Origin of the sequence: Shewanella sp. MBTL60-112-B2 (assembly GCF_019655055.1) — a bacterium.
In the GTDB taxonomy this organism is placed as follows: Bacteria; Pseudomonadota; Gammaproteobacteria; order Enterobacterales; family Shewanellaceae; genus Shewanella.
In genome coordinates this window covers 1-24,283 of record NZ_BPFA01000046.1, presented here as the reverse complement: position 1 = coordinate 24,283, position 24,283 = coordinate 1, and the positions used below count along the sequence as shown (strand labels likewise).

The following is a 24,283-nucleotide window of genomic DNA, read 5'->3' as shown; positions in this document are numbered from 1 at the left end:
GTCGGCTCAAGAGCGAACTGACCTCACAAGCGACTTGTTGAATGTTATTCAATAGCTTTTGTAAACATGGGACACATTTTCATCAAAATGATAAGTGACTCAGTCGCGGTTGCAGGTTTATAGCATGACTGAGAAGATAACGTCTTTGCCAGCTTCTACGTTTCCTTGCTTCTTATCTAGTCCTTGTATGTCTTCCATATTGGCGATAAGGACTGGCGTTAACAGACTATCTGCGTGCTCAGTTAGATACGTCAGATCGAACTCTAAAATCGGCTCACCAACCTTTACTTCTTGGCCCTCTTCGGCAAGGCGTTTAAAACCATTCCCTCTGAGCTCAACAGTACCAATACCAAAGTGAACAAATATCTCAAGCCCCTGATTTGACTCGATGCTAAATGCATGGTTTGTTTCAAATATTTTACCTATGGTACCATCAATTGGAGCGAGTATGAGCTGGCCTTTTGGCGCGACGGCTAACCCGTCACCGACTATTTTTTCTGAAAAAACAGCGTCAGGTACTTTTTCAACGGCAACAATTTTGCCTGAAACAGGGGCATAGACATTTACTACGCCAGCGATATCTGTTTGTCCTGAAATTAGGCGTCTAATGCGGCTTAAAAATCCCATCTATCATATGCCTCTTAGGTATGTTGATTTGTATTTAATAAAGGCTATTGCCAGTATATCGATATCAGTTGAGACCGTTAATGTAAATATTTAATTCTTCGATTCTTTTTATTTTAATTGCATGTTTAGCGAGTGCCAAACAAGTTTGGTAACTTATATCACGTATTGCAGATTTTACCTCTAACAATGAACTTAAATTAACGCTTAACTCGTCGATCCCCATACCTATGAGTAAAGGGGCAACTTTAGGGTCACTGGCTAACTCTCCGCAAAGTGAAACGGTAACTTGGTGTTGTTGTGCCAGATCTATCGTTGCTTTAATGAGTTTTAATACTGCAGGGGATAGAGAAGGGTACTCTCTTGTTAGAGAGGGGTTAGTGCGGTCCGCCGCCATAGTGTACTGAGTGAGATCGTTAGTACCGATACTGATAAAGTCCACTAGCGGCAGCATAGATTCAAGGTTTAGGACTGCAGCAGGCGTTTCAACGACGATACCGTAACTTATCTGTCCAAAGCCTTTCTCCTCTTCAATAAGTTCAAGCTTACAGGTTTCAATAAAACTGAATAATGCCTCTAGTTCTTCGACCTGATTAATCATTGGAAACATAAGCCTAATAGGGCCTTGATTCGCTGCCCGTAAAATCGATTTTACTTGGGTAATAAACAGCTGAGGGTTGGCCAAACTGTAGCGAATACCTCTCATGCCTAGTGCGGGGTTGTCTTCAATTAATGGGGGCAAGCAAGGTAACTCTTTATCCGCGCCGACATCTAAGGTGCGTATGGTAAAGGTTTTACCCGCCATTAAATGCAGTGCGTCACAATAGAAGTGATACTGGGTTTTTTCGTCGGGTAGAGTACTGGTATTCATTAACATAAATTCAGTACGAAACAGACCAATACCTTCTGCGCCAACATCGGCCAAATGGCTAATCTCATTTAAGCTACCAACGTTTGCCAATAAAGAAACCTGATGACCATCTATGGTCTCCGTAGGCAGATCTTTAAGGCTTAATAACTGTTGTTTATGTTGATGATCTTGTTGCTGTAGCTTTGACAGTTGAGCAAGACGTTCATGACCTGGATTAATAACTAGCTCACCATCGATAGCGTTAAGCACTACCTGGGTGCCATTTTTGATCTGTTCCCCTTCATATTGGCAACTCAGTAGCGCGGGTACCCCGGCACTACGGGCGAGGATTGCTGTATGACTTGTGATGCCGCCAGTAGTGAGCACTAAGCCATTAATATGCTTAAGTGGTAACATGGCAAATTCAGCGGGTGTTAAGTCATGGGCAAAAATAATGGTATCTTGATTTAGCTGGCTTAAGTCGAGGTGCTGAGCACCATGTAAGCGCGCGATAAGCCGGCTACTTAAACACAATATGTCTTCAGCTCGATTAGCTAAATAGGGATCATCTAGCTGCTCGAGTTCTGCTGCTTGATATGTAAATACTCGTTCAATGGCTACAGCAGCTCTGATCTGTAATCTTGATATAGTGTCTTCAATTTGGGCTAGCAATTCTTCATCATCAAGAATGAGGATGTCAGCTTCAATGAGTTCAAAATGGCTTGTGCTTGGATCTAACTTAGTTAGGCTTTGGGATAAATGTTGCTTTTGAAGCTCGAAAGCCTTATTCAGACTCTGAATTTCTATGGGAACTTGAGCTAATGGAATAACGCGATAATCGATTTTTTGGTGCTGTAAATTAAGGTGCAAAGCTTGGCCAAACGCGATACCCGATGAAACAACGATTCCCGTAATCGACATAACTAGTTCCCTAACTTAATGTGATGAGTAATTCAGACACTTCTTCAACCGCTTGCTCAGCGTGTTCACCTTCGGCAATGACTCGTACGGATACTCCATAATAAAGTCCTAATGTTTGCAGTTTAAACAGGCTTTTTGCACTGGCTTGCTTACCGTCACACTCCACGATGATACTGCATTCAAAAGACTTAGCTTTCTTTACTAATAATGCGGCTGGTCGTGTATGGATCCCATGTTTTGCGGTAATGGTTACTACTTTTTCATGCATCATTGTGAGACTCATAAATATTAGTTATCAAGCAAATGGTCTTTTAAACCTAAGACTAGTTAATCTAAAAACAATGGGGCTAATAATCAATGATTTGGTAGTTTTTCTTTTTGAGGGCTTTGGTCGCTTCAATTAGCGTGTCTTTTTTTACCAGAATATAGTCAGTGTCAAAGGTGGAAATAGCAAAGATGCTTATTTTTTTGTCGGCAAGTGTGCCGGAGACATTGGCGAGGATCCCTGTCATTGAGAAGCCTAAAGGACCGAGGACTTCAAGGCAGCGCCAATCCTCTTCTTGTTCAATACTGTCTAAAACTAGCGTGGAGGAGACAACGACTGAGATCTCGTCCTTAGTTTTGCCAATGAAATACATCTCTTGTTGAAACACTTCTGCTGGGATAATGCTTTCAGATGAAAAGCTATGGATGGTATATAGCTCGGGGTGAGTTGCCAGTGTCATACGAGCCATAAATTCACTCTTACATAAGTCCCATTAGTGAATTTAGCTTACCATATATGACAGATAGCGCGAGGGCCAATGTTGCCCTCGCACCAAAGTCTAACTGTTACTAGTTAACTTTAAACTGGCCTAAGGTTTGTGAACAGTCTTTACTGATTTCTTGCAGAGAAAGCGCAGCGTTGTGGTTACTTTCATTGGCTTTTACCGACACTTCGGTTAGTTCAGTGATGGTACAAATATTGCGATTTATCTCCTCAGTGACTATCGATTGCTCTTCGGTAGCACTGGCAAGCTGTGTATTCATATCACTGATGTGCGCAATCAAATTAAGAATGTCGGTCAGTGAATCGCTGACATCTTTTGCTTGTGTTTGGACTTGTTGAGATTGGTGTTGATTTTGTTCGTTACTGGCCACAACTAAGTTTACACCCGACTGGATATCTTTGATGATTTTTTGAATTTCGTTGGTAGAGTCTTGAGTACGAGTCGCTAAGGCGCGAACTTCATCGGCGACGACAGCAAAACCACGACCGTGGGCTCCCGCTCGGGCAGCTTCAATAGCGGCGTTAAGGGCTAGTAAGTTGGTTTGTTCGGCTATTGCGCGGATCACATCAAGAATACTGCCTATCTGCACAGAAGATTGGCCAAGCGCATGGGTAAGCTGCTTAGAATGCTGTAGTTCATCGGCAAGATGCTGCACATTGTCGAGTGTTGAGTCCATCATTGTCATGCTTTGCTGTGCTTGGTGCTTAACACTGTTTGCGGCTTCGGCTGCTTGATTGGTACTCGTTGCCATTTCTTGAGTTGTAGAAAGCATCTGGTTAATAGCTGTAGCGACACTTGATGTCTGCTGGTGGAGATGCTCGACACTGCTATTAGACTCCTCTACAGCGGTCAGTAAGCCAACTGCATCCTTATCCAAGTTTTGGCCTATCGGTTGTAACTGGGCGACCATACCCCTTATTTTAAGCACAAATAAATTGAAGGCTTGAGCCAATTCTGCGACTTCATCTTTGCCTTTAGTTGGCAATTTCTGGGTTAAATCACCTTCTCCTTGGGCAATATCTTGCATTGCTGTAATGGCTTCTTTTAATGGGGCAGTAATAGAAATATTAAGCACCAAGAAAAAAAGAAAGATAGGAATTGAGATCATTAACATGATAACGAGGTAATCGAAAGCCATCGAGTACATAACATCACTCACGTCGCTCATATAGCTTCCTGTGATGACAGTCCAACCCCATGGTGTGTATTGCCTGACTTCTACCAACTTAGCTTCTAGCTGACCTGTGCTTGGATTCGGAAAGTTGATTTGCGCCTTGGCAACAGAGTTATGTACTGCTCCATTAATTAAAGATTCTAGGTTGATAGGATCCCGTGAGCTAAAGAGTGCGGTTGCATTTTGGCCAATGGTACTAGCGTCGGCACCGTGAGCGATAATATTATGCTGTTGATCTAATATTATGAAATAACCATCGTTGCCAAAATGAATTTGATTAATAAGATCTGCAGCATCTTGTTGGGCGTTATCAATAGTAAGATTTTGATTATCTATTTGTTTGTTATGAGCTTCAATAATGCTGATCGCGGTATTGATTTGGGCGTCATTTTGCAGCCATTTTTGAGCGATTAAGTTGTTGTATTGTTCATTGATCGAAAAACTGGCAAAACAAACGGTACCGATAGCGGCAAGTAATAGCATTAAAATTAGACGCTGTAGAATGGTAAATTGTCTTAAGGTGGCGATCATATATTTTGTTGCTCTGTTTACGATAACATCGTTCAAACTTAACCTTAATGGTGAGGCTGGGAAATAGTAAGCTTATGTTTATTTTAAAAATGTTAACTCTATCTGTGTTGTACATCGACATTAAAAATCACTTTTGAGTTCTGCTAACGCATAAGCAAGCTAGCTTAATGGTCGATCTATCTTGTGACAGTAACAAGTTAAGTTTTTTGTGCTGCTTTAGCGGCTTAACCCTAAGCTCTAGCTTAAAACAGTGACGAATAGATAATACCGGTGAGTTGAATATGTAAATTTGTTTACTTGTTTTACTTTGTTTTGTTAGGTGAGTGGGGCAATATGTCTCGACTATTTTTGAAAGGTTAATGTTATGCAATCAAGAGTCTCTGTCACCACAGACGATATATTATTAAAGCTATGTCACTCTGTATCTCATGTGTTATTTAGCACAACGCATAGTCAAGTAAGCCATGCAGGTATGGTGCAATCTATCACTCGCACCTGCTTAAAACCTGATCTGGGTTGTTTCTCGATTTTTGATGGTGGTTTTTCTGGCTTGGTGGTGATCAACTTCTCGGCTCCTGCTGCATTAGAGATTTATCGAGAATACATGCTAAATATGGGGATGCCAGAGTCAGAGCTCGCGTTTTCACATACTTCAGATGAAGTCGCTGATGTGATGGGAGAGTTGATGAACCAGATCTTAGGTGATTTCATCAACAAAATTAGCAAAGAGTTACAAACTAGTATTAGTCAAAGCCAGCCTAAAATGCTGACTATTAATAAAGAGTTAACTATTTCTATCGATACTAACCTAGATGAAGCTGTAGCAAGGCGAGTATCGTTTAAGACTAAGAGTAATCATGTTTTTTATCTTGAGTTTGCAATGGACAAAACTGAGTTTATCAAGCTAAGTGAATTTGAAGTCGATGAGGATTTTGACTTAGATGAACTACTTGCAGAGCACGGTCAGTTGTTGGCTTCTCCTAAGCGCTCCCAAGCTGTAAAAACTCAAGAAAATAAGCAAGTAAATAAGAGCGATGCCGACGATCTACTCGATGAGTTGGGACTATAGCTCGAATGTTTGTGACATGTCTTAGGCTCAGCAAATTCAGCACGTTTAAAAACGCGCTGAATGTTAACTTTAAAGCCACTGTTTACTAGGCATTAAGCAATGGCTTTAATTATTAGCTTTGACGGTTTAAATATTGATTAATATTGGCTTTACTTTGTTTAGCAATACTTTGTAATAAACCGAAGTTTGGGCTTTGTAATTGATAATCTTGATTTAGATCTTCGAGCATGGCTAACCAGAGGCTTGCCGTCATTTCACTATCTGCTAAAGCTCGGTGAAACACACCGTCGTGTTGAATATTTTTATAGTTTATCAAGCTGCCAAGCTTATGGTTTGGAGCGGCTTGATAGAGTCTGCGTGCAATCAGCATAGAACAGGCAAATTGACCAGAATAGTCACAATTAATGCGCTTAAGTTCAGCATCTAAAAAGCGTTGATCGAAAGAGGCGTTATGAGCAACTAAGTTATAATCACCAATAAAATCAGAAAATTGTTCCATTACCTCTTCACACGATGGGGCATCGGTTAACATAGCATTACTGATCCCAGTATAACTTTCGATAAAACCGCTGATCCTAAAGCCTGGATTCATTAGCTGCTGAAACCGTTCGATCACTTTGCCATCTTTTAGCATGACAGCACCGATTTCAATTGCTCGGTCACCCTGAGTGGGAGATAAACCTGTGGTTTCGAAGTCGAGTACGATAACCGTGTCGGCTGGGCGAGATAAGGTTGGATGATTGCTATAACTCAATTTAATAATTCGTTGGTAATGTTTATTGGTATTGTATTCATCCCACCTGTTCAGTCAATCAGCTTTATACGCAGCTAAACCTTAGTTGGCGCATAGCTGCACAGAATAAGCATGTTTCATGATCTCATCGTGATTTTTACTGGCGACTATTTGCTAAAATCCGCGCAAATTTACGTGAGTTAATAACATGCAATTAGATATCAATGGTTTAACACCAGAGCAGTTTCTAAAAGAATACTGGCAAAAGAAACCACTAGTGATCCGTCAAGGATTTAAAAACTTTCAAGATCTGCTCTCTCCTGATGAGATGGCAGGGTTGGCGTGTGACGAAATGGTGGAATCTCGTCGAGTCTATAGAGATAAGGGTGACTGGCAGGCGGAGTTTGGGCCATTTGAATCTTATGAGCATTTAGGTGAAAACGATTGGACTTTAATCGTGCAGGCTTTAAATAACTGGGTTCCTGCCGCCGAAGATTTACTAAAATGTTTCGATTTTATTCCTCGCTGGCGCTTAGATGATGTCATGGTCAGTTACGCCGTTCCTGGTGGTGGAGTTGGGCCACATATTGACCTTTATGATGTGTTTATATGTCAAGGTTCTGGACGCCGTAGATGGAGAGTCGGTGATTTAGGGCCGCATAAAGAGTTTGCTGCGCATCCAGCACTGCTACACACCGAAGCATTTGACCCTATTATCGATGTTGAGTTGTTACCTGGTGATATTTTGTATCTACCGCCAGGATACCCTCATGATGGCGTGACGCTTGAGCCATCTATGAGCTTCTCTGTGGGTTATCGAACGGCTTCGGCAAAGGATATGGTGAGTGCTCTAGCCGATCACCTTATTGATAACGAACAAGGCACCAAGCAGATATCGGATCCAGACCGTAGCTTGAGTATGCATTCAGGTTTAATCGATGAGCAAGATCTTGGTCGTATCAAGCAGCAACTCATCGAAACACTGGATGATACCTTAATCAGTGAGTTCAGTGGTCGTTACCTGACACAGTCTAAGTGCGAATTGGATCTACCCGAGGAGCAATTAGGTTTTCAGGTTGACGATATCATGGAAATTATTACTGAGCAGCCGTTGATCCGTTTAGGCGGCTTACGTTGTCTCTATTTTGCTCACAGTCTTGAGTCTGGTGTCATGTACATTAATGGCGAGCAAATTGAGCTTGGAACAGGCTGTTCAGAGGTGATTGAATCACTTTGTAATAAACAGATACTAACCCATGAAGACATGTCTACTTGGTTCGAAAATGATGCTGTGATGACGCAATTGACCGATTGGGTCAACGCGGGTTATTGGTATTTCGATGATGTAGAGTAAGCCGCTCGAAAGGCTCAAGGCTTAAATATTGCTTTGTCAGTCACAAGTGGAAGTGAACTATAAGGCTCAATTGCAGTTAGCGATTGAGCTTTTTTATTGCAATAAGAAAGCCAGCCTATTCAACAATAGCGCGTTTTGTTTACTGTTAGAAGCGGTATTGCCAAAGGGCTCCTAGCGTATCAAAATCATTGCCTACTTGAGTAATGACGCCTGTGTTGGCGTATAGCTTAACACTGTGCTGAGTATTGATAGGAAAAGAGTAAGTGATGCCAAACCGAGAATTACGTTGCTCATCTAACGAGTCTATTTTGTCTTTACGGGTTTCGCCTCCAAAAAATAGATTGCCATTTAATGACAGCCAGTGACCTCGACTAATGTTATAGATAAGGTGTCCCTGCAGTGTGAACTGAGGTTGTTGCTCTAACTTAGTGTCATTAAAAAAATCATCGTTATCACCATACAGCCTTACAGAAGCAATAAGATCGTAATACCATCGCCCCAGCTTATGTGACATACCTATACCTGGGCGAAAAACCCAGCGATTACTACCAGCATTGAGTAATTTATCCTCATCATAGCTGCCCATGGGAACACTCACTTGCATGCTGGCACCAATGACCACACCTTGCTGCCACTGAGAGAAGTCTTTTACTTGTAATGCTGGTGCGCCTAAAAAATTCCAGGTGACCTTTATTGAAGGATCGCCATATCCGCAACGATCCGCATTGACTTGTTGGTCATTGAATTCAGCACTGCCCTGATAACATACTCGTGTTGTTGATAGGTCCACTTTTGAAGAGCTTCCGGCAAGATCAAAAGTATAGGCATAGCCAATTGCTGCCGCGTTAATGGTTAAATTTGCATTCTTAATGGGTGCAGTTGGTGCCGGTGATAGATTGCCTTCGGAATATACTGCGCCAGCCGCTAAAAAATGCATTCCTATTGGAATATTGGTGTAGCTACGGGGCTCGAGATCTTGAGCCACGCATGGATTGCTGGCTAGTAAGAGGATAAAAATATAGCGCGTCTTTACCCGGCAGGTGTTACCTGGTTTGATTAACGCATTTCCCGTAGTTGTTAATCTTGTGTTGTTAATCAATCTTAATCCCTTAAAAACAGCAATAAATCTTGGGTTTAGTCAAATTACGATAATATGCTTAACTTTTAGAAGCTGAACTTGATCAGTCGGTATAATTTAATATTGATTTAACACTAAGTTAACCCTTTTGCACGGTTTATCAAGCAGGTTTTAATGCTAGAGCCAAATTATGATGCGTCATTAAAGTGGATTTTGGTAATCTTAGCGTATTGCTAGTTTCAAACTCAGGATAAAGTAAACAAGTGTTATCAATTAATCATTTGCATCAGTTAATTAGACTAGAGCTTGATAAAGCACTTGCGAGTGCGATAACCGCGGCCAAGCGAGCTCATGAAACGGCAACCGATACTGAAAGTATTGCAAAAAGTAAGTATGAAACTTTTGCTCTAGAAGCATCCTACCTTGCTCATGGACAGTCTATGAGAGTTGCACAATGTCAGGCCGATATTAGGGATTTTGAGGGGCTATTTGCTCGAGTCAATGCAAGCTCTAATAAGGAGGCTAAGGTAGAAATAGGTAAATTAGTCGCTTTGATGGATGACAGTGGTAAAACCCAACTGCTTTTTGTTGGGCCTGGTGCTGGTGGCTTAAAGATAGGCTATGAGCAGCAATTAATTATGATTGTAACGCTAGAGTCCCCATTAGGTACAGCAATGGCAAACAAGTGGCAAGGGGATGAATTTAGTTTAGTTGTTGCTGGTAACAAACGGGAATATGAAATAATCGACATTAGCTAGCTTTGCTGCATTGAGATAACTTTCCCTAGGTAGCTCTCCTGAGGTAGTTCCAGATGTAGTTTCTGAGGTAGTACCTGAATGAGCCGGACAGTAAGTCTTCAGTTTGTACATATTATCGGGCTAGAGCGAGTGGATTAATGTCAATATCAACCTTTATACAAGCTGTTGGTGATGGTGCGTAACTAACCTTGCTCAGGCTAGACAATATATTAAAGCTTGCTTCATTAAGAGCCATGTCAAAATTGGCTAGGGATCTTACCTCTATGGACTTAAAGGCGCGTCAATACCAATTGGGGTATGCGGTTTTTGAAGCGGGATGATCATGGTGATGTTGAACTCGGCTATGTTTTAGCCAAGGCTTATTGGTTTATTGGTTTATTGGTTTATTGGTTTATTGGTTTATTGGTTTGGTCTATGGGGTATGTTATAGCGACTTACCAAGCAATGCTGAGAAACGGCAACGATTCAATAGGAGTCAGTGAGTTAATCGCTGGTACCTCAGTCGATAATCATGCTTCCTTAGAACCTTAGAACCTTAGAACCTTAGATTTTAAATTTGTAAAACTTGAACAGTTCGCGAAATACATATGGACACTAGCTTTCTAGATTAGATTTTTATACTAGTTTTCTAGATTAGTTAAAAAGAGTCATTACAGACCGAGTGATAAATTTGACAGCTAAACCGTGGTATATTGAGTAATGTGTTTTTTATCTTATAAAATATATACTTAAGATTAAGGAGTGATTTATGGCGTCAAAGGTGTCTATGGCTGTACTCATACTGGGTGTTGCTGTTGTTATGATGGGGTGTAATATCGCTAATCATGGTTCGTTTGTCACCAATACCTATCAAGATAAAGCGTTAAAGAATCCCCTTGTCAGGCTCGGACCTGTATCAGGTCAGAGCTGCCAGACTCAGTTTTTGTATTTGTTCCCAATGGGTGACAGTGTTTCTTCGCCTCGCGCTATTGAGGAGGCTAAAAATGCAATCAAAGGTACAGTAATCATCACCGACGTCACCATAGATGACTCTCTATCGTTTGGTGTTGGCTATTCAGAGCAATGTATCAATGTGCAAGGAATAGCCTTTGGAGCAATAGCGCAGTAGTAATAATCGTCTTATTCATAATCGCATTGCTTGAAATACATTGCATATTACTTATGTTACTTGTTTTATGGCTTGGTCTATAAAGGGACGGTTGCTTTGGAAACAGTCTATTTGCTTCTAACTGATGAACAATAGACTGTATCTATTTCGGATAATCTTTAGCTCTCACTGCATTGAGGTTTTCCAGCTTGATAGCAACTAGGCTGTCTTGGGCAAACAGCTCCCCTTGAGCAGATTAATCTTGCCTCGTTTTGAATACCTCTTTCAATCCAGTTGATATTGAGGATTTTGGCAACACTCATTAAATCTTTTTTTATACTATTTGGCATTTCTACTGAGCCACTATTTGTTGCGCAAGATTGCTTTAACTCTGCAGCAATGGCAGCAGCGTCGCCTCCTTGAGCGTCAATAGCAGGGTTAAGATCGATTCCTGCGCACAGCACGTGGTTATTACCGGCCATATCTTCAACTTTTATCGACTCACAGCAATAAATCCTTGGCTTTTCTGCGACATCTAAAATTGAGATCTGCGCCGAAGTGCCAGCCTTAGGCTCGTTAATCATCCTAAATACAGCCCAATGTTGGCAAGGATCTTCTACTACTCGCATATTTCCCCAGGGGAGTGGGATACCGTTACCTCGGTAAACCGCCTTCAGCTTTCCAGGTGCATAGGCGTCGAAATAATGCCAATGTGGGTAAGGAGAAACGACAGTCATACGACGCATTGCAACCGATGCGGAGACCCCCAAAGCTTCATTCACATTGATCTCGTATCCGTGACGGTCTAAAAGTTGTCTGAACGGAACCTTAGGGCAGAGTAGAGCTCCAGCAAAAAAGCTAGACTCAAAATCACGCCAAGCATGCAAAATGTCCTGGGCATTAAGGGTCGAGGAAACTGGAGCGGCTACTTCATCGTCGGCGGCGGTATGCCTTCTACCGGCCGTTAAAACACATTTTAGGCCATCTTTATTGTGAAGGACGCAATGGCCAATATGTACAGCTAAATCGTATTTTAGCCTGGTAGGAAAAGACTTAAGCATCTTGTTTAGGTAAATGGTTGAAGGCGGCTCGAAAAAAGATGTCACAACATGAGTGGTGCTGACCCCCATTTCATCGACGACTTCCTGAGGTGTTCTATCGACCCACTTTAGTTTTAAGCCGAGTGACTTGGCGATATCTTTGAGATCGTCAATCGCTAACGGTAATCTTTTTTGACCCACTTCTTCGGCAGCTCTTTCCAGATCTGGAAAGTGGTTCTGATGATGCTCCTGATGAGCACGAATAAGTAAGTGGGCAAATTCTCTGCCTGTTGTACCTGTTTGCGATAACATTTCTGGAATCGCAATTTGTAGAATATCGTTAGAAAAGAGAAAACTAGGTTCTAGTGCCATACCACTGATCCCACCACGGCGACCTTTGTTAGGCGTAATAGCATCATCTTCAGGAACATCATCAAGAAACCAGTCGATTTCTTTCTGAAATACAGCGGCAATGACTGCCAACATGCCTGAACTTGGGACTCTTTTACCTCGTTCAATCATTGATAAGTAGGATACCGACGGAGCGGATTCGGGGTCTACACGCACACATCTGGCGGAAAGATCCTCCATAGTAAGGTGGTTTCTCTTCCTCAAGTTTCGGATCTTTGTGCCTAAAAAGTGTGACTTTCTTATCAAGCTCTGATTATTTTTCATTCTGTAAAATTCACAATGTAAAATTTTTATTGTGAAATTGTAATGATTTTTACACTAGACTACAAATCAAGCAATCAGAAAACGGAAGACGCACTGATTGTGATTCAAACTGATAACGAGCCAAGTTTCAAAAGTATGAGGGTAAGGCCATGGATATATCAACAACTAGTACTCAAGTAAATAGCAATAACGGTCACTACATTGGTGCAGAGCTTGTTGATGTGAAACTTGTCGAGGTGGCAAGTAATGACATGACGGCCTTAAGTGCGAAAGATTTTCTAGATGCTAAGTTTCCACTTGCTAAAGGTTCTCATAAAAATGCCTGTAGCTATGTGATCTATTATCAGCAGCTATTAGTATTTATGGCAGACGGCACCCAAACGGGTTTACGCCAGCCTAAGCAGTTTGTTGCGTTAAACGGTCACAAGAGTGAGCCTACAGCCATTTTATTGAAGGACAAGGGCACGCATGTGGAGTTGACCTTCGATAGAAGCAAGGCAAATACTAACCGAGATCTTGCGAATATTCAGGATATACAGTTAGAGGGGCATGAATACTGGATCAGTTTAATCAACATCGAAAATACGGTTGTTGCATCCTCTATGCAAGACCAAGTCTTTACAGCAAAAGATGGTAGTGACTATTTATTAAAAAGTTAAACATGAAGGTGCCGTTATAAATAGCGGCACCTTGTTACTCGATTGCTAGTCAACTAAGCACCTGGTTAATTCTCCATCCTATCTTTCTCAAGAATACATAATCACAGTATTTGTCATCAAATTTTAATATGGCATAAAACTGAGCAAACGTGAATTTGGGCTAGGGTTGGTGACTGAAAATAGTAGGAAAACGAGGGTTATCGTCGTTAACCTCTCTGCATTGAATGTATTTCCATTAAGTAAGCGCTTTTATTATCGGATTTGGAGCAGTTAGCTTGCGTATTGTAAGCTTTGCTCCTATGATCCCTGCGTTTTCTATTTACGGTAACTTTTTAATGTTGAAATCTTCGCTATCTCCTAGCTCAAATGAACTTGTGATCAGTATTCTCGACCTTGTTTTATCAGAGGGTAAGCCACTTGACCGTGCCTATTCTCAGCATTTTTCCGGCTTAAAACTAGAGCCGGCTGAGCAAGGGCGTATTACCTTTGTTGCGGGTGATATTCTTAGAAGATTAAACCTTTACTGTTACTTATCAGATGTGAAGCCTGAAGAGATGGCTCGTTTAGGTTCGCGTCTATTAAATGTTTGGCATCTTTTTAATGAATTACCTTTGCCTAAAATGCAGTATTCATTACAAGTCGATGCAGAAAAATTAGCCTCACGAATTGAATCTGCAAAATCCCAACCTGTGCTATGGGATGGTTGTCCTGATTGGCTAAACCAAATGGGTGAAGCTCAGATGGGGGAGAAGTGGCCAGCAGAAAGAGCCGCACTGAATAAACCTGCTAAGCGTTTCCTGCGTACCAACACACTTAAGTGCACGCGAGAAGAACTTGCAAATGCATTGCGTAAAGAAGGCGTACAAACCGTTATCGTTGAAGGTGTTGATACAGCCTTAGAAGTTGTTTCTGATTCTGCATTATTTAGAACAGAAGCGTTCAAGAAAGGCTGGTTTGAGCAACAAGATGCGGGTTCTCAGCTGGTAGCATTAGCACTTGATGCCAAGCCTGGTATGAGAGTGGTAGATGCCTGTGCTGGCGCTGGTGGTAAAACATTATCAATTTCCGCACAAATGCAGGGCAAAGGTCGTTTACTTGCTATGGATGTTGAGCAGTGGAAACTTGATAACCTTAAACAGCGAGCGCGCCGAGGCGCAGCCCACAACGTAGAAACTCGAATTATCGCGAGTAGCAAAACGATTAAACGTTTGAAGCTAACCGCAGACCGAGTGCTATTAGACGTACCATGTTCTGGTTTAGGCGTACTTAAGCGTAATCCAGACGCAAAATGGCGTGATACACCAGAGCGTTTACCTGTACTTGTGGAGCTTCAAAAACACATTTTGCAAAGCTATAGTCGTATGGTGAAAGTTGGTGGCATGCTGGTTTACGCTACATGCTCGATTATGCCAGAAGAGAACCGCGATCAAGTCGATGCGTTCCTTGCTGAAAATAAGCACTTTAGGTTCATCGACGATGAAACAATCAGCCCTGCAGAAACAGGTTTTGACGGTTTCTATCTGGCAAAGTTGGAGCGTATAGCAGAAGAGTAATAGTTTTTATACCCTGATTAAATAAAAAGAGCACTTAATGTGCTCTTTTTTTGTCTTCAGGCAGAGCTTGGTTGTCATCAATTCAGCTTTAACTGGAGTAAATCGAATTTAAGTTCGTTAGTGCTAATATTATTTTTTATCTAGAACCAGTTTCACTTTTGCCTTAGTACTGTATAAGTTTCCAAAATATGGGCTATCCTATGATTTAACCGTTCTATAGGTCAGTTAATGGGGTCTGAAATTACAGGGAAAAAGCTAACTTTTAGCCTGAAATCACCAAAGTACGACTTCCAGCATTAACTTTCCTTAGGGAGGAGCTATTCATTACCTAAATATATAATATTTTTCCTGCTCCAGTTCGCATTTGTTACCTCTGTTCGTTTTCGTGGACTATTCTTATTACAAGATTAAAAAGGTTTTGGATTAATAACGAGTATTTCTGATTTTGCTCTGTTGGTAACGGGGATGTCGTTTTAAATTAGGGAACTTTTATTAGAGTATGTCATATATTGTTGGGGATAAACTATGCACAGAGTACTCAGTACTAAAAATAGAATTAAAAAGATTCTTAAAAAATCAATGTTGATTAACTCTGTGGCTCGTTACGTCTATTTCACCTTAATAGAACCATTCAAAACTTTCACTAGCTCAGGAGATTATTGGAACAATAGATATGAAACTGGGGGAGATTCTGGTCCTGGTTCATATGATCAATTCGCTATTTTTAAGGCTGGAATATTGAATGAGTTCGTTAAAGATAATAGGGTGCAGACTGTTATTGAGTTCGGGTGCGGTGATGGGAACCAATTAGTTTTATCACAATATCCAACGTATCTTGGTTTTGATATTAGCCGCGATGCAATTCAATTATGTTGGGAAAAGTTTCATCACGATAATTATAAAAAATTCATGCTCTTAAATGATTATAAAAACGAAACGGCTGACCTCGCCATTTCTTTAGATGTAATCTATCATCTTGTTGAAGAGGATACGTATGAGGATTATATGCATCGTCTTTTTAACTCGGCGACAAGGTTCGTCATCATATACTCCTCTAATACTGACGTTCAGTTAAAGCTACAAGCGAAACATGTTAGACATCGTCAGTTTTCGGATTGGGTTGAGTTAAATACTCAATGGGTATTAAAGAGGTATATACCAAATCAGTACCCCTACAGTGGAGATGAGCAGGAAGGAACAATATCGGATTTTTATATCTATGAAAATACACTATCAACTAGCCGAAACTTACAATTAACGTTAAATTAGTTATTTAGTTTTACATTAAATTATATGGCTTAATTTAACTATTAGATTTTATGGTTCGAATTATTAAGCCCAGTAAAAAACCTAAACCATCTCCTAAGCTTGTTACCATACGCAGTGTCACGGCCAGTGATAAAGCCAATCCCCCCCCATAGATTGGCGCGATTAAAGCGATAAGTACAGTTTCTCGTATACCCAATCCTGCAGGAGCACCAGGAGTGATAAATCCAAGAATCCAAGCAATTGAAAATGAAGAAGTTAAAAACCAAAAGTTGGTTTTTTCGGTACCAGAATAAGTCCAGGCTATCAAACTTAAGATGACGCCAAAAAGCAAAAAACTTAACGTATATAACAAATAACATTCAAATAGAGTCTGTCTTGAGGGAATAAGTAATTGTGAAAAAAAAGCCTTAATATAATTATAAATTTTGCGATTTACTAACACTAAAATTAATAGCATGGTTATCATAAAGAGCGGCAGCGCGAATTTTGATATATTGTTTATTGAATGGGTTGGTAAGGTACTATTTAGTATTAATGCGGCTATGCCAATAACAGCAGCGGCTACAATGACAATAACTATCTCATACGCCATTGTGATGATAATAGACTGATTTGATAATCCATTTCTACGAGCTAAGACTGCACGACCTACATGGTGTGAAAAATTACCGGGTATATACTTAGCAAATTGAGAGATCAAAATGATGGCCGTTATTTGAGCAATCTGAGGTGTTTGTCCAGTTGAAAGTAGTAAACGATACCAAGCTAATGATGTAATTGAGAAGCATACAAGATATAAAATCAATGCTATTGATAACGTAGTGATATTGTTTGTGCTAAAGAATGACATTGAAAGTAGTGACCAGTTATCTAGTAGATACGCAGCAAAAAAAACACTACAAAGTGTAACTAATATTACCCCTATCCATCGATATCCTTTATTCAACATCAAACTCCTTTGTTGTTGTTTAATCACTTGAAGTGACCTGTTAGTTTTTATTAGTTACTTGCTCTTCTTTTATACAGTCGTTGAAGACGTTAGCAATTTTTTCTGCTGTTGATAGACTAGTTAAGCTTTTTACTTTGATTTTTGCACCTTTAATAATTTTACTCTCTAGCTCTTTATCATCAAGTATACGTAATACACTACTGGCTACTTGTTCAGGATTTTCCTGAGCGACGAGCAGTCCTGTTTTTTCATGTTGAATAACATCAACAATTCCACCAACATTGCTTGCAATAACAGGTGTTCCCGCTTGCATCGCTTCGATAAAGCTAATCCCCTGAGCCTCTACACTACCATCCGCCGAGCGTTTGGAAGGGCCAATAAATATGTCGGATGCAGTTAGGTAATTTATAATATCTTTTGATTCGACCCAACCTGTAAATACGACATTGTTGCTGATGTTTAACTCCTTGGCTAAGGATTCAAGGGGGCTTCGTAATGGTCCTTCACCCAAGATGAGTAAACGAATGTTGGCAAGTTTTGCTTTTAAGATTGATAAGGCATAAAGCAGATCTTCTACCCCTTTGACGTCCACTAAACGTCCAACAAAGATAAGCAAAGGGCCGTTCCCAATCTTATATTTTTTGCGTAAATTCTCACATCGAATGGAGTTAGGTTGTACATTGGTTACTCCCATAGGAATTAAGTTCAAACTTTTTATGTTAGGAGCAATGCTAAGGACTTGTTTTTGAGTTGCTGAACTGTTTACGGTAACGGCATCAGCATGAGTTAAAGAGAATTTCTTAAATTGTGATAAAACCTTTCCTTTTAGTGCAAATGCATCGCTACCATGGACAGTAATGACATGCGGAACTTTCAAGGGGATAGAGGCTATCACACCGTTAAATCCTTGAGGAAGTATCCAATGGGAGTGCAAAAGGTCGTACTTGCCACTCATCAATAACTTCACTATCGCTAGCCACTCAAACACAACTAATGATGGTAATTTTAAATAATTTAAGCGATTATTTTGCAGATTCATTAATGCCCCGCCTTGATAACAGATGGTTTGTGCTTTCTCTGGTACTAAGTATCGGAAACGTTTCACTGAAACTCCTTCGAAAACTTCTTCTCGGGCGGCGCCAATAAAGTGCGGCGCGAGTACGTCAACTTCCCAGTCGAACTCCTTCAGATCGACGGCTAAATGATGAATAAAGGGGGGAGTGCTGTCGCCTTGCCATCTTGGATAGTTTGAAGTCACACATAATAACCTTTTTTTAGTGGAATTATGGTCGAGGATTTTTGCTTTTATATTATCCAATGTTTCTTCTCCTATAATAGCTGTCCACAAGGCCAAAACACAGACTATCGTTGATTAACTATCTTTCTTGACTGCTTGTTTTCTTGAAAATTGAAGATACATCAGAATTGGCCGATACTTCTTGCTCTATTTTACTGACGCTTTCATCAAGAACTTCCATTTTATGAAGCACTTTCTCTGTCAATTTTCGATTAAAATTGATTAGGTCAGCTATCAATCCAATCAAAAGAGTTATTAAACCTAAAGTCATTAAAGTACTCCCTAATATCAGTGATTGCATATGGCCGTCTCCGCTGCCCTGGCTATAAAAGTAGATGAATCGAACAATTGGTAATAATCCGATAAAAATAGAAATTAGGCCTAAAGTAAAAAATACCCGCAATGGGCGATACATGGTGTACATGCGCATAAGCGTTGATACAGACAAATAAAGAAAATGTGAAATGGATTTAAACAGTCGAGACTCTCGCATCTTGCAGTTTGTTTGGATGGGTATGGATTTTATACTTATTCGTTTTGCACTCGCTTGAACCAGCATCTCTAAGGTATAGCTAAATTCCGAAACGATATTGATTTGTCTTGCAGCACCGCGAGAAATAGCGCGGAAACCACTCACTGCATCGGCAATATCGAGATTGAGAATAGATCTTACTATAAAGCTTCCTAATACTTGTAAGCATCTTTTAAAAAGCGAAAAATGGGGGTTTTTGAAGCCTCCTCGGTCCCCAACTGTTATGTCAGCTTCTTTATCGATGATAGGGGTTACCAATAACGGGATCTCAGCCGCACGGTATTGATTATCACCATCAATGTTGACGATAATATCGGCACCTTGCCTTAGGCACTCTTCTATCCCAATATGAAATGACCGTGCCAAGCCTTTGTTCGTGGTGTTGGTGATTATGTGATTGACGCCAGCTTGTGCGGCTATTGCAGAGGTGTTATCAGTTGAACCATCGTCAATCACAAGTGTTTCTATACAATTAATCCCGGATATTTGCATCGGAATACTATCGAGAACATCACGTAGGTTATCAGCTTCATTAAAACAAGGAATTTGTACAATTAATTTCATTTTCTGATCCCTAAAAGTTGTTTGGAATTTGCCGCTAAAACCCAGTAAAAATCGGTCGGTAATCAGGTTGTACAGGCGGGCGATATAAATGGTTTCCCCAACGTAGAGTTATCTCTTGGCCTAATAGTGTGGGCTCTGCTATATGCTTACCTTTGGCTAAGTACAGGGTTTCTCCCGGAGACCGTAGACGTTGATCTATTATGGTGAGTTGAGTCGCTTCTAGCGTATATTCGCCGGGAATATTAATTGAAAACTCAACGCTACCAGTTTGTAAGAATAGACGCTTACCCGCAACATAAAGTGCCCCCCAATGGGGGATATAGTTTTGCTCAAGTGCGATGCGGTCTTCATTAAGTAGCTTCCTCGGTATCGAGCCGGTGATTGAAGCTAGGCGATCGTGGGCTAGAAAACGGTTATTGGCGATTAAAAATGTTGGTTGTTGAACTTCTATGGCATTTTGCAATATTGATTGCTGAGCCTGCATATAAGACTCCATCCCCCAACTACTCATAAAGAAACCAGCTTTCGGGTATGAAGCAATCATTGAGCAGCAATCAATGTATGCAGTGGGAGACGGAAAGAGTCTGTGTACTAGTTCAACAAATTCTAGTTGTGTTTGTAACGTTCTTTTCCTTGGAATAATAAAGCCGTGGTAACAAATACTTAATCCTAAATAGAGCAACAGAATGATTTTAATCACTTTGGTTTCTTTGTTGCTATTTTGGTTGAGCTTTAAGCCATCCCAAGCCAAGCCACATAATACGACAACTGGCGCCAACATAAATGAATAGAAGTAGGGAAAGGCATTACGGTAGAAAAAAACTGAACAAAGGGGAAATGTAAAGCTTAGCAGAATGAGTATCTCTTTTCGGCTTAGTCGCTTTTTGGGCAGTAGAGCTGTACACGCAATCTTTGCCCCATAAAATAATGTTATCCAGAAGAAAAGATCATAAATTAGTGTGTACTTTAGATAGACAAAGCTATGTAAGAAGTTACTGTTTTTTATTGTTTTATCAAAACTGTGGCTAATGGTTCTAGAGGCAGCTGTAGAGTCAGATAAATTGAGAAGGATTCCATGATAAAAGTATAACGCACACAAAGCTGCCAGAGCGGACACTAAGACCGTAATGACTTGATAGACGACATTTCTTTTAACTGGAGCATCGCGATAAAGGGCTATTGCAATTAATCCAAAAGACGGGAAATATAGTAATGACTTGATAGTGATGAGTATCGCAACTGCAATACATGACCCTGCTAAGACTAAACGTTTAAATTCAAGTTTTTCGGATAATATGAGCGTGAGGCTGGCCAATAGGAAAAAGGTTGTAATCGGGTCTGATCTGAAACTTGCTCCCATTCGTAGGTTAAAAGAAAATGCAAAATAACAAAGTACTGCAAATAAAGCTGCTGCGGGGCTGACGATACGACGTGAAATAATATAAATGAAATATCCAGTTAACAACTGAAGTAAGACTAAAACTAACCGCGCAGCTTTAATTTGTGTGACTTCATTGGACGAGATCCACTTAAGCCACCTAAAAAAATGTACGTGAAATGTTTGTAATTGAGCGGAAAGCCTTCCATCTTCATATTGATACACAAAGGATAAGAAATAAAACTCATCCCAATTAACCTCATAAAATAGGGCTACATGAATTCGAGCGGCAACAGCAAACATAAGTAGCAGCGATAGTACTCGTATTTGACTGAGCTTGCAGCGCTCACTCCCTACGTCAGTGGGGTGAATATCCTTAGCATAAGAGACATCAATATCCTTGCTTGTCAAAAGGTTACCTGAATAAAAAAATAATCCTGAAATAACTGTAGTACATAATCTTGTCCTTGTAGGCCTTCTTACTTATTTGTTTTAACATTCTCTTGCAATAATCGTAATATGACTTCTTATATAATTTATGTTGTAAACTTGTAACTGAATGAAGCTTGCATACTGATCCTATATCTTGAATTATGAAGTTAATACTTAACTGATAAAAAATAATTTAAAGAGTTTCGACTAATATTTACTTCTGTACAGACAGTGTGTGGATCAAACCCAGGATCTCCCTTGTATTGAATACATAACTCATTAAGCATAGCCCGCCAATCAAAATCACCATCATAGTCATCTACTGCATAAACTTTCTTTGTTTCAGTATTCAAAAGAACAGGAGAGTCGTAATCTGGTAGTAAGCTTAATTGCCACTGTTGAAAATAGATTGCACGCTGTTTCTTACTAATGAGATCAATGTAATTTTGCACCCGCATGTAGGCCTTTCCATCCTCTCTTACTTCGTAGTTTGAAGCCGTCTCTGACATAACATCTTTTTTGTCGATAAAGCTTTTATTTATGGATTTTACAGGGACGGAAGACTCAACAAAAACATACCTTTTGAGAAAAACGTCATCAGAAGAGATGGGAAGAGTCTCACCATCAAATTTAGTGTCTTTAAGACCAAAAGCGGATTCGCTTGAGATGTTTAACGAGGTTAATATTGTAGGAACTATATCGACAAGGGAATAAAGTCCTGGCATGACTTTTGCTGGAGTAATGATTTCACCATTTTTGAATTCTGCTCGAGCCAACACGATTTGAGTTTGTTGTTGATCTAAAATATTAGTGCCGTGCCCCCAAGATTTAGTTTGGGGTATAGGGTTTGAGCTGTCAGTGCTAATGGCTTTGTGATTACTTAGCTTAAAGCTTTCTCCGTGATCGGAAATGATATACACAATTGCATTGTTGAGCATGCCTTTTAGTTTTAAGCGAATAAATAGATCTTCAACTTGCTTATCTACATTGAGAAGCATTTGTTTATACATATAATGATTATAATTCCCGTCCCAGTTGTCTAATGGCTGTGGTATGAAGTTCTTAGATGTATAAGGCCAATGTAACTGACAATAGTGCATTGCAAGAAATTGAGGTGTGTTAGACGGTAAACTATTAATGACTGATTTGTTGAATGTTTTTGGTGAATATGCTTTTCCATAGGCTCTATTATTATATAAGTAAGGGAGGACTTTGCTTGAATAGGGGTGAATAAGCATAATGTTAAAGTAAGGTAGATCGCCTAAGCCTGTAATAAAAGCATCAGCTGCACCGGCCTTGGGCCCTACGGTGTTATTGAAACCATAACTCGAGTCTATTTGGTTAAAACGACGCTCATCTATAGCATAAGTAGTGTGATAACCTTGTTCTTTCAATAATTCAATTGCTGGTAACCTTTTATCAATCATTTCTGGTGGGGCTAAATTAAACCTAACTCCATTATTAACAGGGTATTGACCAGTGAGAAGGCTCATCCACGCAACGTAAGTTCTCCCCTGAGGAGTATAAGCATTTTTGTATATTGTCATCTTATTGAGCAAGCGGTTCAGGTTTGGGGCTATTAGCGGGTCAGCTCCTAAGTACTCCAAATGATCTGGTCTAAGACCGTCTACTCCTAAAATAATGATATTTGGTATTTTAGAAGTTTGATTATCTGTCTGATTGGTTAAGATGAAAGGGTTGAGGAGTGAAAAAATTGCCAATAGTGAGACAGCAGTAACAACAGTCTTAGATCCTAAAGTAAATAAGCCTCGATAAAAGGTTAAGACCAAAAACAGTGACAAGCCTCCCCAAATTAATGGTTCAGTAAGATGTGTGTGTCTGAAGTATGAAACTAAAGAGGTTGGGTACAAATATGAGTTTATTGCAATTAAACAAGTAATATTGAGAGCGATAATCATGAGCCAATAAAGATCTTCCTGAACTTTATCAGTAAGCTTTAACCAAGGCTCTGCAATTGAGATAGTTATAATCGCTGCCCAAATGATATGTATCAGCAACAAGAAACCGAAAAAAAATAAAACGTCGTAAATTAGGCCATGTGCAGATAAGAAGTTACTGTCTAAGCTATTCATTGTTGTGGCTAATGACATTACTGAATAAGTTTGAAGTGAGGATTTAAAGTTAACTAAAAAGATAGTAAATAAAAATAAAATCCCAAGGCTTCTGAAATACACTCTGAGTAAACTTGTTCTAGGTGTATGTGGTTCTGCACTTTGAATCATCTTTGCCCCTGTTGTGACGCAGGTTTATTACTGGTATTGATTGGGTAATCAAAACCTGAAGATACAAGATCATAGTCTTTTGATGCTGGCCAACTCCCAAGAATCAAGTAGCGCTCAGCTAAGCTCGAACCAGATGAATTAGTCGTTCGTAACTCTTTCGTCATTAGGTAATCGGTATGCATGGCATTAGCGTTAAGCAACAGTAAAAGTGTCACACCAGTCATTAATAGTGCAGTTGTTGTATTCAGCCCTAGCCAAGTTCTTTTCATGGGTGTTTCCTAATGATTTAAAGTATTTAAAAGGAATAATTAAGATAAGTTCTTATTGATTATAGAAGAGCTTTAGGGAAAAGCTGAATATAAAACAAATCATCCCTCTAAAAAATGTATAAAGTATTCACTAGTTTTCGTAAAGAAAATTAGTTTAAGACCTTGCCAAATAGAGGTTTTTTGTACTAAACCTATGAAGTGTTGAATTTTTCAACCCTATTAGTGAGTTTTGATTAGTCTTAATCTTTATTCTATTTTTGTTTCACTGTTGACTCATTAATTGGTGTTAGATAGGAACTTAATTGGTGAAAAGAGAAAGTTTTTTGTACCGCCTTTTTATTGGTATTCTACTAATAAGTATCTCTGCTGTCGCACACGGTGATAATGAACCGAACCTGCCTGCTGGTAATCTTAATCTACAGTTGAGAAAAATAGCTTTTGACCTAGGTGCGATAGATAATTCTAGTGGACTAA

The 24,283-nt window shown here is 39.9% G+C and carries 22 protein-coding genes; 8 read left to right on the top strand and 14 right to left on the bottom strand.

Features of this window, described 5'->3' with window-relative positions:
* Positions 1–117: 117 nt before the first annotated feature.
* The 5 genes from crr to K5Q73_RS20315 form a co-directional block, all read right to left on the bottom strand.
* Positions 118–627 carry a PTS glucose transporter subunit IIA gene (gene crr / locus K5Q73_RS20335; protein WP_220765124.1) on the bottom strand — a complete coding sequence of 170 codons (510 nt, stop codon included), beginning with the start codon at positions 625–627 and terminating at the stop codon, positions 118–120.
* A 64-nt stretch (positions 628–691) separates the two neighbouring features.
* Positions 692–2,395, bottom strand: coding sequence for a phosphoenolpyruvate--protein phosphotransferase (ptsP, locus tag K5Q73_RS20330; protein ID WP_220765110.1), 1,704 nt, complete (start codon positions 2,393–2,395; stop codon positions 692–694).
* A 10-nt stretch (positions 2,396–2,405) separates the two neighbouring features.
* The gene (locus K5Q73_RS20325) at positions 2,406–2,663 is read right to left on the bottom strand and encodes an HPr family phosphocarrier protein (protein WP_220765205.1); all 258 of its coding nucleotides are present in this window, start codon (positions 2,661–2,663) and stop codon (positions 2,406–2,408) included.
* Between the two features lie 79 nt (positions 2,664–2,742).
* Positions 2,743–3,129, bottom strand: a complete 387-nt coding sequence (locus K5Q73_RS20320; RefSeq protein WP_220765108.1) for an ACT domain-containing protein — start codon at positions 3,127–3,129, stop codon at positions 2,743–2,745.
* 100 nt (positions 3,130–3,229) lie between these two features.
* A complete protein-coding gene (locus K5Q73_RS20315; RefSeq protein ID WP_220765204.1) occupies positions 3,230–4,870 on the bottom strand; it encodes a methyl-accepting chemotaxis protein in 1,641 nt (546 codons plus the stop codon).
* 364 nt (positions 4,871–5,234) lie between these two features.
* Here K5Q73_RS20315 and K5Q73_RS20310 point away from each other — a divergent pair, with 364 nt between their 5' ends.
* Positions 5,235–5,939 (top strand): DUF3334 family protein, encoded by a 705-nt coding sequence (locus K5Q73_RS20310; protein WP_220765106.1) that lies wholly within the window; start codon positions 5,235–5,237, stop codon positions 5,937–5,939.
* 112 nt (positions 5,940–6,051) lie between these two features.
* Here K5Q73_RS20310 and K5Q73_RS20305 read toward each other — a convergent pair whose 3' ends face one another.
* Positions 6,052–6,702 (bottom strand): PolC-type DNA polymerase III, encoded by a 651-nt coding sequence (locus tag K5Q73_RS20305; RefSeq protein WP_220765203.1) that lies wholly within the window; start codon positions 6,700–6,702, stop codon positions 6,052–6,054.
* 178 nt (positions 6,703–6,880) lie between these two features.
* Here K5Q73_RS20305 and K5Q73_RS20300 point away from each other — a divergent pair, with 178 nt between their 5' ends.
* Entirely contained in the window at positions 6,881–8,026 is a 1,146-nt protein-coding gene (locus K5Q73_RS20300) for a cupin domain-containing protein (RefSeq protein ID WP_220765104.1), read from the top strand.
* Between the two features lie 145 nt (positions 8,027–8,171).
* Here K5Q73_RS20300 and K5Q73_RS20295 read toward each other — a convergent pair whose 3' ends face one another.
* Entirely contained in the window at positions 8,172–9,125 is a 954-nt protein-coding gene (locus K5Q73_RS20295) for a transporter (RefSeq protein WP_259650820.1), read from the bottom strand.
* Positions 9,126–9,367: 242 nt separating this feature from the next.
* Here K5Q73_RS20295 and K5Q73_RS20290 point away from each other — a divergent pair, with 242 nt between their 5' ends.
* From K5Q73_RS20290 to K5Q73_RS20280, 3 genes are all read left to right on the top strand, one after another.
* On the top strand, positions 9,368–9,862 hold the full coding sequence (locus K5Q73_RS20290; RefSeq protein ID WP_220765102.1) for a GreA/GreB family elongation factor: 495 nt from the start codon (positions 9,368–9,370) through the stop codon (positions 9,860–9,862).
* A gap of 306 nt (positions 9,863–10,168) precedes the next feature.
* On the top strand, positions 10,169–10,393 hold the full coding sequence (locus K5Q73_RS20285) for a GNAT family N-acetyltransferase (RefSeq protein WP_220765100.1): 225 nt from the start codon (positions 10,169–10,171) through the stop codon (positions 10,391–10,393).
* Between the two features lie 217 nt (positions 10,394–10,610).
* Positions 10,611–10,970 (top strand): hypothetical protein, encoded by a 360-nt coding sequence (locus K5Q73_RS20280; RefSeq protein ID WP_220765098.1) that lies wholly within the window; start codon positions 10,611–10,613, stop codon positions 10,968–10,970.
* 158 nt (positions 10,971–11,128) lie between these two features.
* On the opposite strand, the gene K5Q73_RS20275 is transcribed toward K5Q73_RS20280, so the two are convergent.
* Positions 11,129–12,664 carry a DUF3612 domain-containing protein gene (locus K5Q73_RS20275; RefSeq protein ID WP_220765096.1) on the bottom strand — a complete coding sequence of 512 codons (1,536 nt, stop codon included), beginning with the start codon at positions 12,662–12,664 and terminating at the stop codon, positions 11,129–11,131.
* Positions 12,665–12,813: 149 nt separating this feature from the next.
* Here K5Q73_RS20275 and K5Q73_RS20270 point away from each other — a divergent pair, with 149 nt between their 5' ends.
* The 3 genes from K5Q73_RS20270 to K5Q73_RS20260 all read left to right on the top strand — a co-directional run bounded on the left by K5Q73_RS20270 (position 12,814) and on the right by K5Q73_RS20260 (position 16,145).
* Positions 12,814–13,323: a malate synthase gene (locus tag K5Q73_RS20270; protein WP_220765094.1), complete on the top strand. Its 510-nt coding sequence runs from the start codon at positions 12,814–12,816 to the stop codon at positions 13,321–13,323.
* A gap of 335 nt (positions 13,324–13,658) precedes the next feature.
* Positions 13,659–14,876 (top strand): RsmB/NOP family class I SAM-dependent RNA methyltransferase, encoded by a 1,218-nt coding sequence (locus K5Q73_RS20265; protein WP_220765201.1) that lies wholly within the window; start codon positions 13,659–13,661, stop codon positions 14,874–14,876.
* Positions 14,877–15,401: 525 nt separating this feature from the next.
* On the top strand, positions 15,402–16,145 hold the full coding sequence (locus tag K5Q73_RS20260) for a methyltransferase domain-containing protein (protein WP_220765092.1): 744 nt from the start codon (positions 15,402–15,404) through the stop codon (positions 16,143–16,145).
* Positions 16,146–16,179: 34 nt separating this feature from the next.
* Here the strand turns inward: K5Q73_RS20260 and K5Q73_RS20255 are convergent, their stop codons facing one another.
* The 6 genes from K5Q73_RS20255 to K5Q73_RS20230 form a co-directional block, all read right to left on the bottom strand.
* A complete protein-coding gene (locus K5Q73_RS20255) occupies positions 16,180–17,094 on the bottom strand; it encodes a lysylphosphatidylglycerol synthase domain-containing protein (RefSeq protein ID WP_220766172.1) in 915 nt (304 codons plus the stop codon).
* Positions 17,095–17,134: 40 nt separating this feature from the next.
* Positions 17,135–18,412, bottom strand: a complete 1,278-nt coding sequence (locus K5Q73_RS20250) for a glycosyltransferase (RefSeq protein ID WP_220766171.1) — start codon at positions 18,410–18,412, stop codon at positions 17,135–17,137.
* A 58-nt stretch (positions 18,413–18,470) separates the two neighbouring features.
* Positions 18,471–19,487 (bottom strand): glycosyltransferase family 2 protein, encoded by a 1,017-nt coding sequence (locus K5Q73_RS20245; RefSeq protein WP_220765730.1) that lies wholly within the window; start codon positions 19,485–19,487, stop codon positions 18,471–18,473.
* 34 nt (positions 19,488–19,521) lie between these two features.
* Entirely contained in the window at positions 19,522–21,276 is a 1,755-nt protein-coding gene (locus K5Q73_RS20240; protein WP_220765729.1) for a glycosyltransferase family 39 protein, read from the bottom strand.
* A gap of 188 nt (positions 21,277–21,464) precedes the next feature.
* Positions 21,465–23,540 (bottom strand): sulfatase-like hydrolase/transferase, encoded by a 2,076-nt coding sequence (locus tag K5Q73_RS20235; protein ID WP_220765728.1) that lies wholly within the window; start codon positions 23,538–23,540, stop codon positions 21,465–21,467.
* On the bottom strand, positions 23,537–23,809 hold the full coding sequence (locus tag K5Q73_RS20230) for a hypothetical protein (protein ID WP_220765727.1): 273 nt from the start codon (positions 23,807–23,809) through the stop codon (positions 23,537–23,539). Before K5Q73_RS20230 ends, K5Q73_RS20235 begins: the two co-directional genes overlap by 4 nt.
* Positions 23,810–24,283: the final 474 nt, after the last annotated feature.

What these genes read in the sequence shown, in the direction of transcription:
- crr (WP_220765124.1), bottom strand. Translation starts at nt 627, where the DNA reads ATGGGATTTTTAAGCCGCATTAGACGCCTAATTTCAGGACAAACAGAT.
- ptsP (WP_220765110.1), bottom strand. Translation starts at nt 2,395, where the DNA reads ATGTCGATTACGGGAATCGTTGTTTCATCGGGTATCGCGTTTGGCCAA.
- K5Q73_RS20325 (WP_220765205.1), bottom strand. Translation starts at nt 2,663, where the DNA reads ATGCATGAAAAAGTAGTAACCATTACCGCAAAACATGGGATCCATACA.
- K5Q73_RS20320 (WP_220765108.1), bottom strand. Translation starts at nt 3,129, where the DNA reads ATGGCTCGTATGACACTGGCAACTCACCCCGAGCTATATACCATCCAT.
- K5Q73_RS20315 (WP_220765204.1), bottom strand. Translation starts at nt 4,870, where the DNA reads ATGATCGCCACCTTAAGACAATTTACCATTCTACAGCGTCTAATTTTA.
- K5Q73_RS20310 (WP_220765106.1), top strand. Translation starts at nt 5,235, where the DNA reads ATGCAATCAAGAGTCTCTGTCACCACAGACGATATATTATTAAAGCTA.
- K5Q73_RS20300 (WP_220765104.1), top strand. Translation starts at nt 6,881, where the DNA reads ATGCAATTAGATATCAATGGTTTAACACCAGAGCAGTTTCTAAAAGAA.
- K5Q73_RS20280 (WP_220765098.1), top strand. Translation starts at nt 10,611, where the DNA reads ATGGCGTCAAAGGTGTCTATGGCTGTACTCATACTGGGTGTTGCTGTT.
- K5Q73_RS20275 (WP_220765096.1), bottom strand. Translation starts at nt 12,664, where the DNA reads ATGAAAAATAATCAGAGCTTGATAAGAAAGTCACACTTTTTAGGCACA.
- K5Q73_RS20270 (WP_220765094.1), top strand. Translation starts at nt 12,814, where the DNA reads ATGGATATATCAACAACTAGTACTCAAGTAAATAGCAATAACGGTCAC.
- K5Q73_RS20265 (WP_220765201.1), top strand. Translation starts at nt 13,659, where the DNA reads ATGTTGAAATCTTCGCTATCTCCTAGCTCAAATGAACTTGTGATCAGT.
- K5Q73_RS20260 (WP_220765092.1), top strand. Translation starts at nt 15,402, where the DNA reads ATGCACAGAGTACTCAGTACTAAAAATAGAATTAAAAAGATTCTTAAA.
- K5Q73_RS20255 (WP_220766172.1), bottom strand. Translation starts at nt 17,094, where the DNA reads ATGTTGAATAAAGGATATCGATGGATAGGGGTAATATTAGTTACACTT.
- K5Q73_RS20245 (WP_220765730.1), bottom strand. Translation starts at nt 19,487, where the DNA reads ATGAAATTAATTGTACAAATTCCTTGTTTTAATGAAGCTGATAACCTA.
- K5Q73_RS20235 (WP_220765728.1), bottom strand. Translation starts at nt 23,540, where the DNA reads ATGATTCAAAGTGCAGAACCACATACACCTAGAACAAGTTTACTCAGA.
- K5Q73_RS20230 (WP_220765727.1), bottom strand. Translation starts at nt 23,809, where the DNA reads ATGAAAAGAACTTGGCTAGGGCTGAATACAACAACTGCACTATTAATG.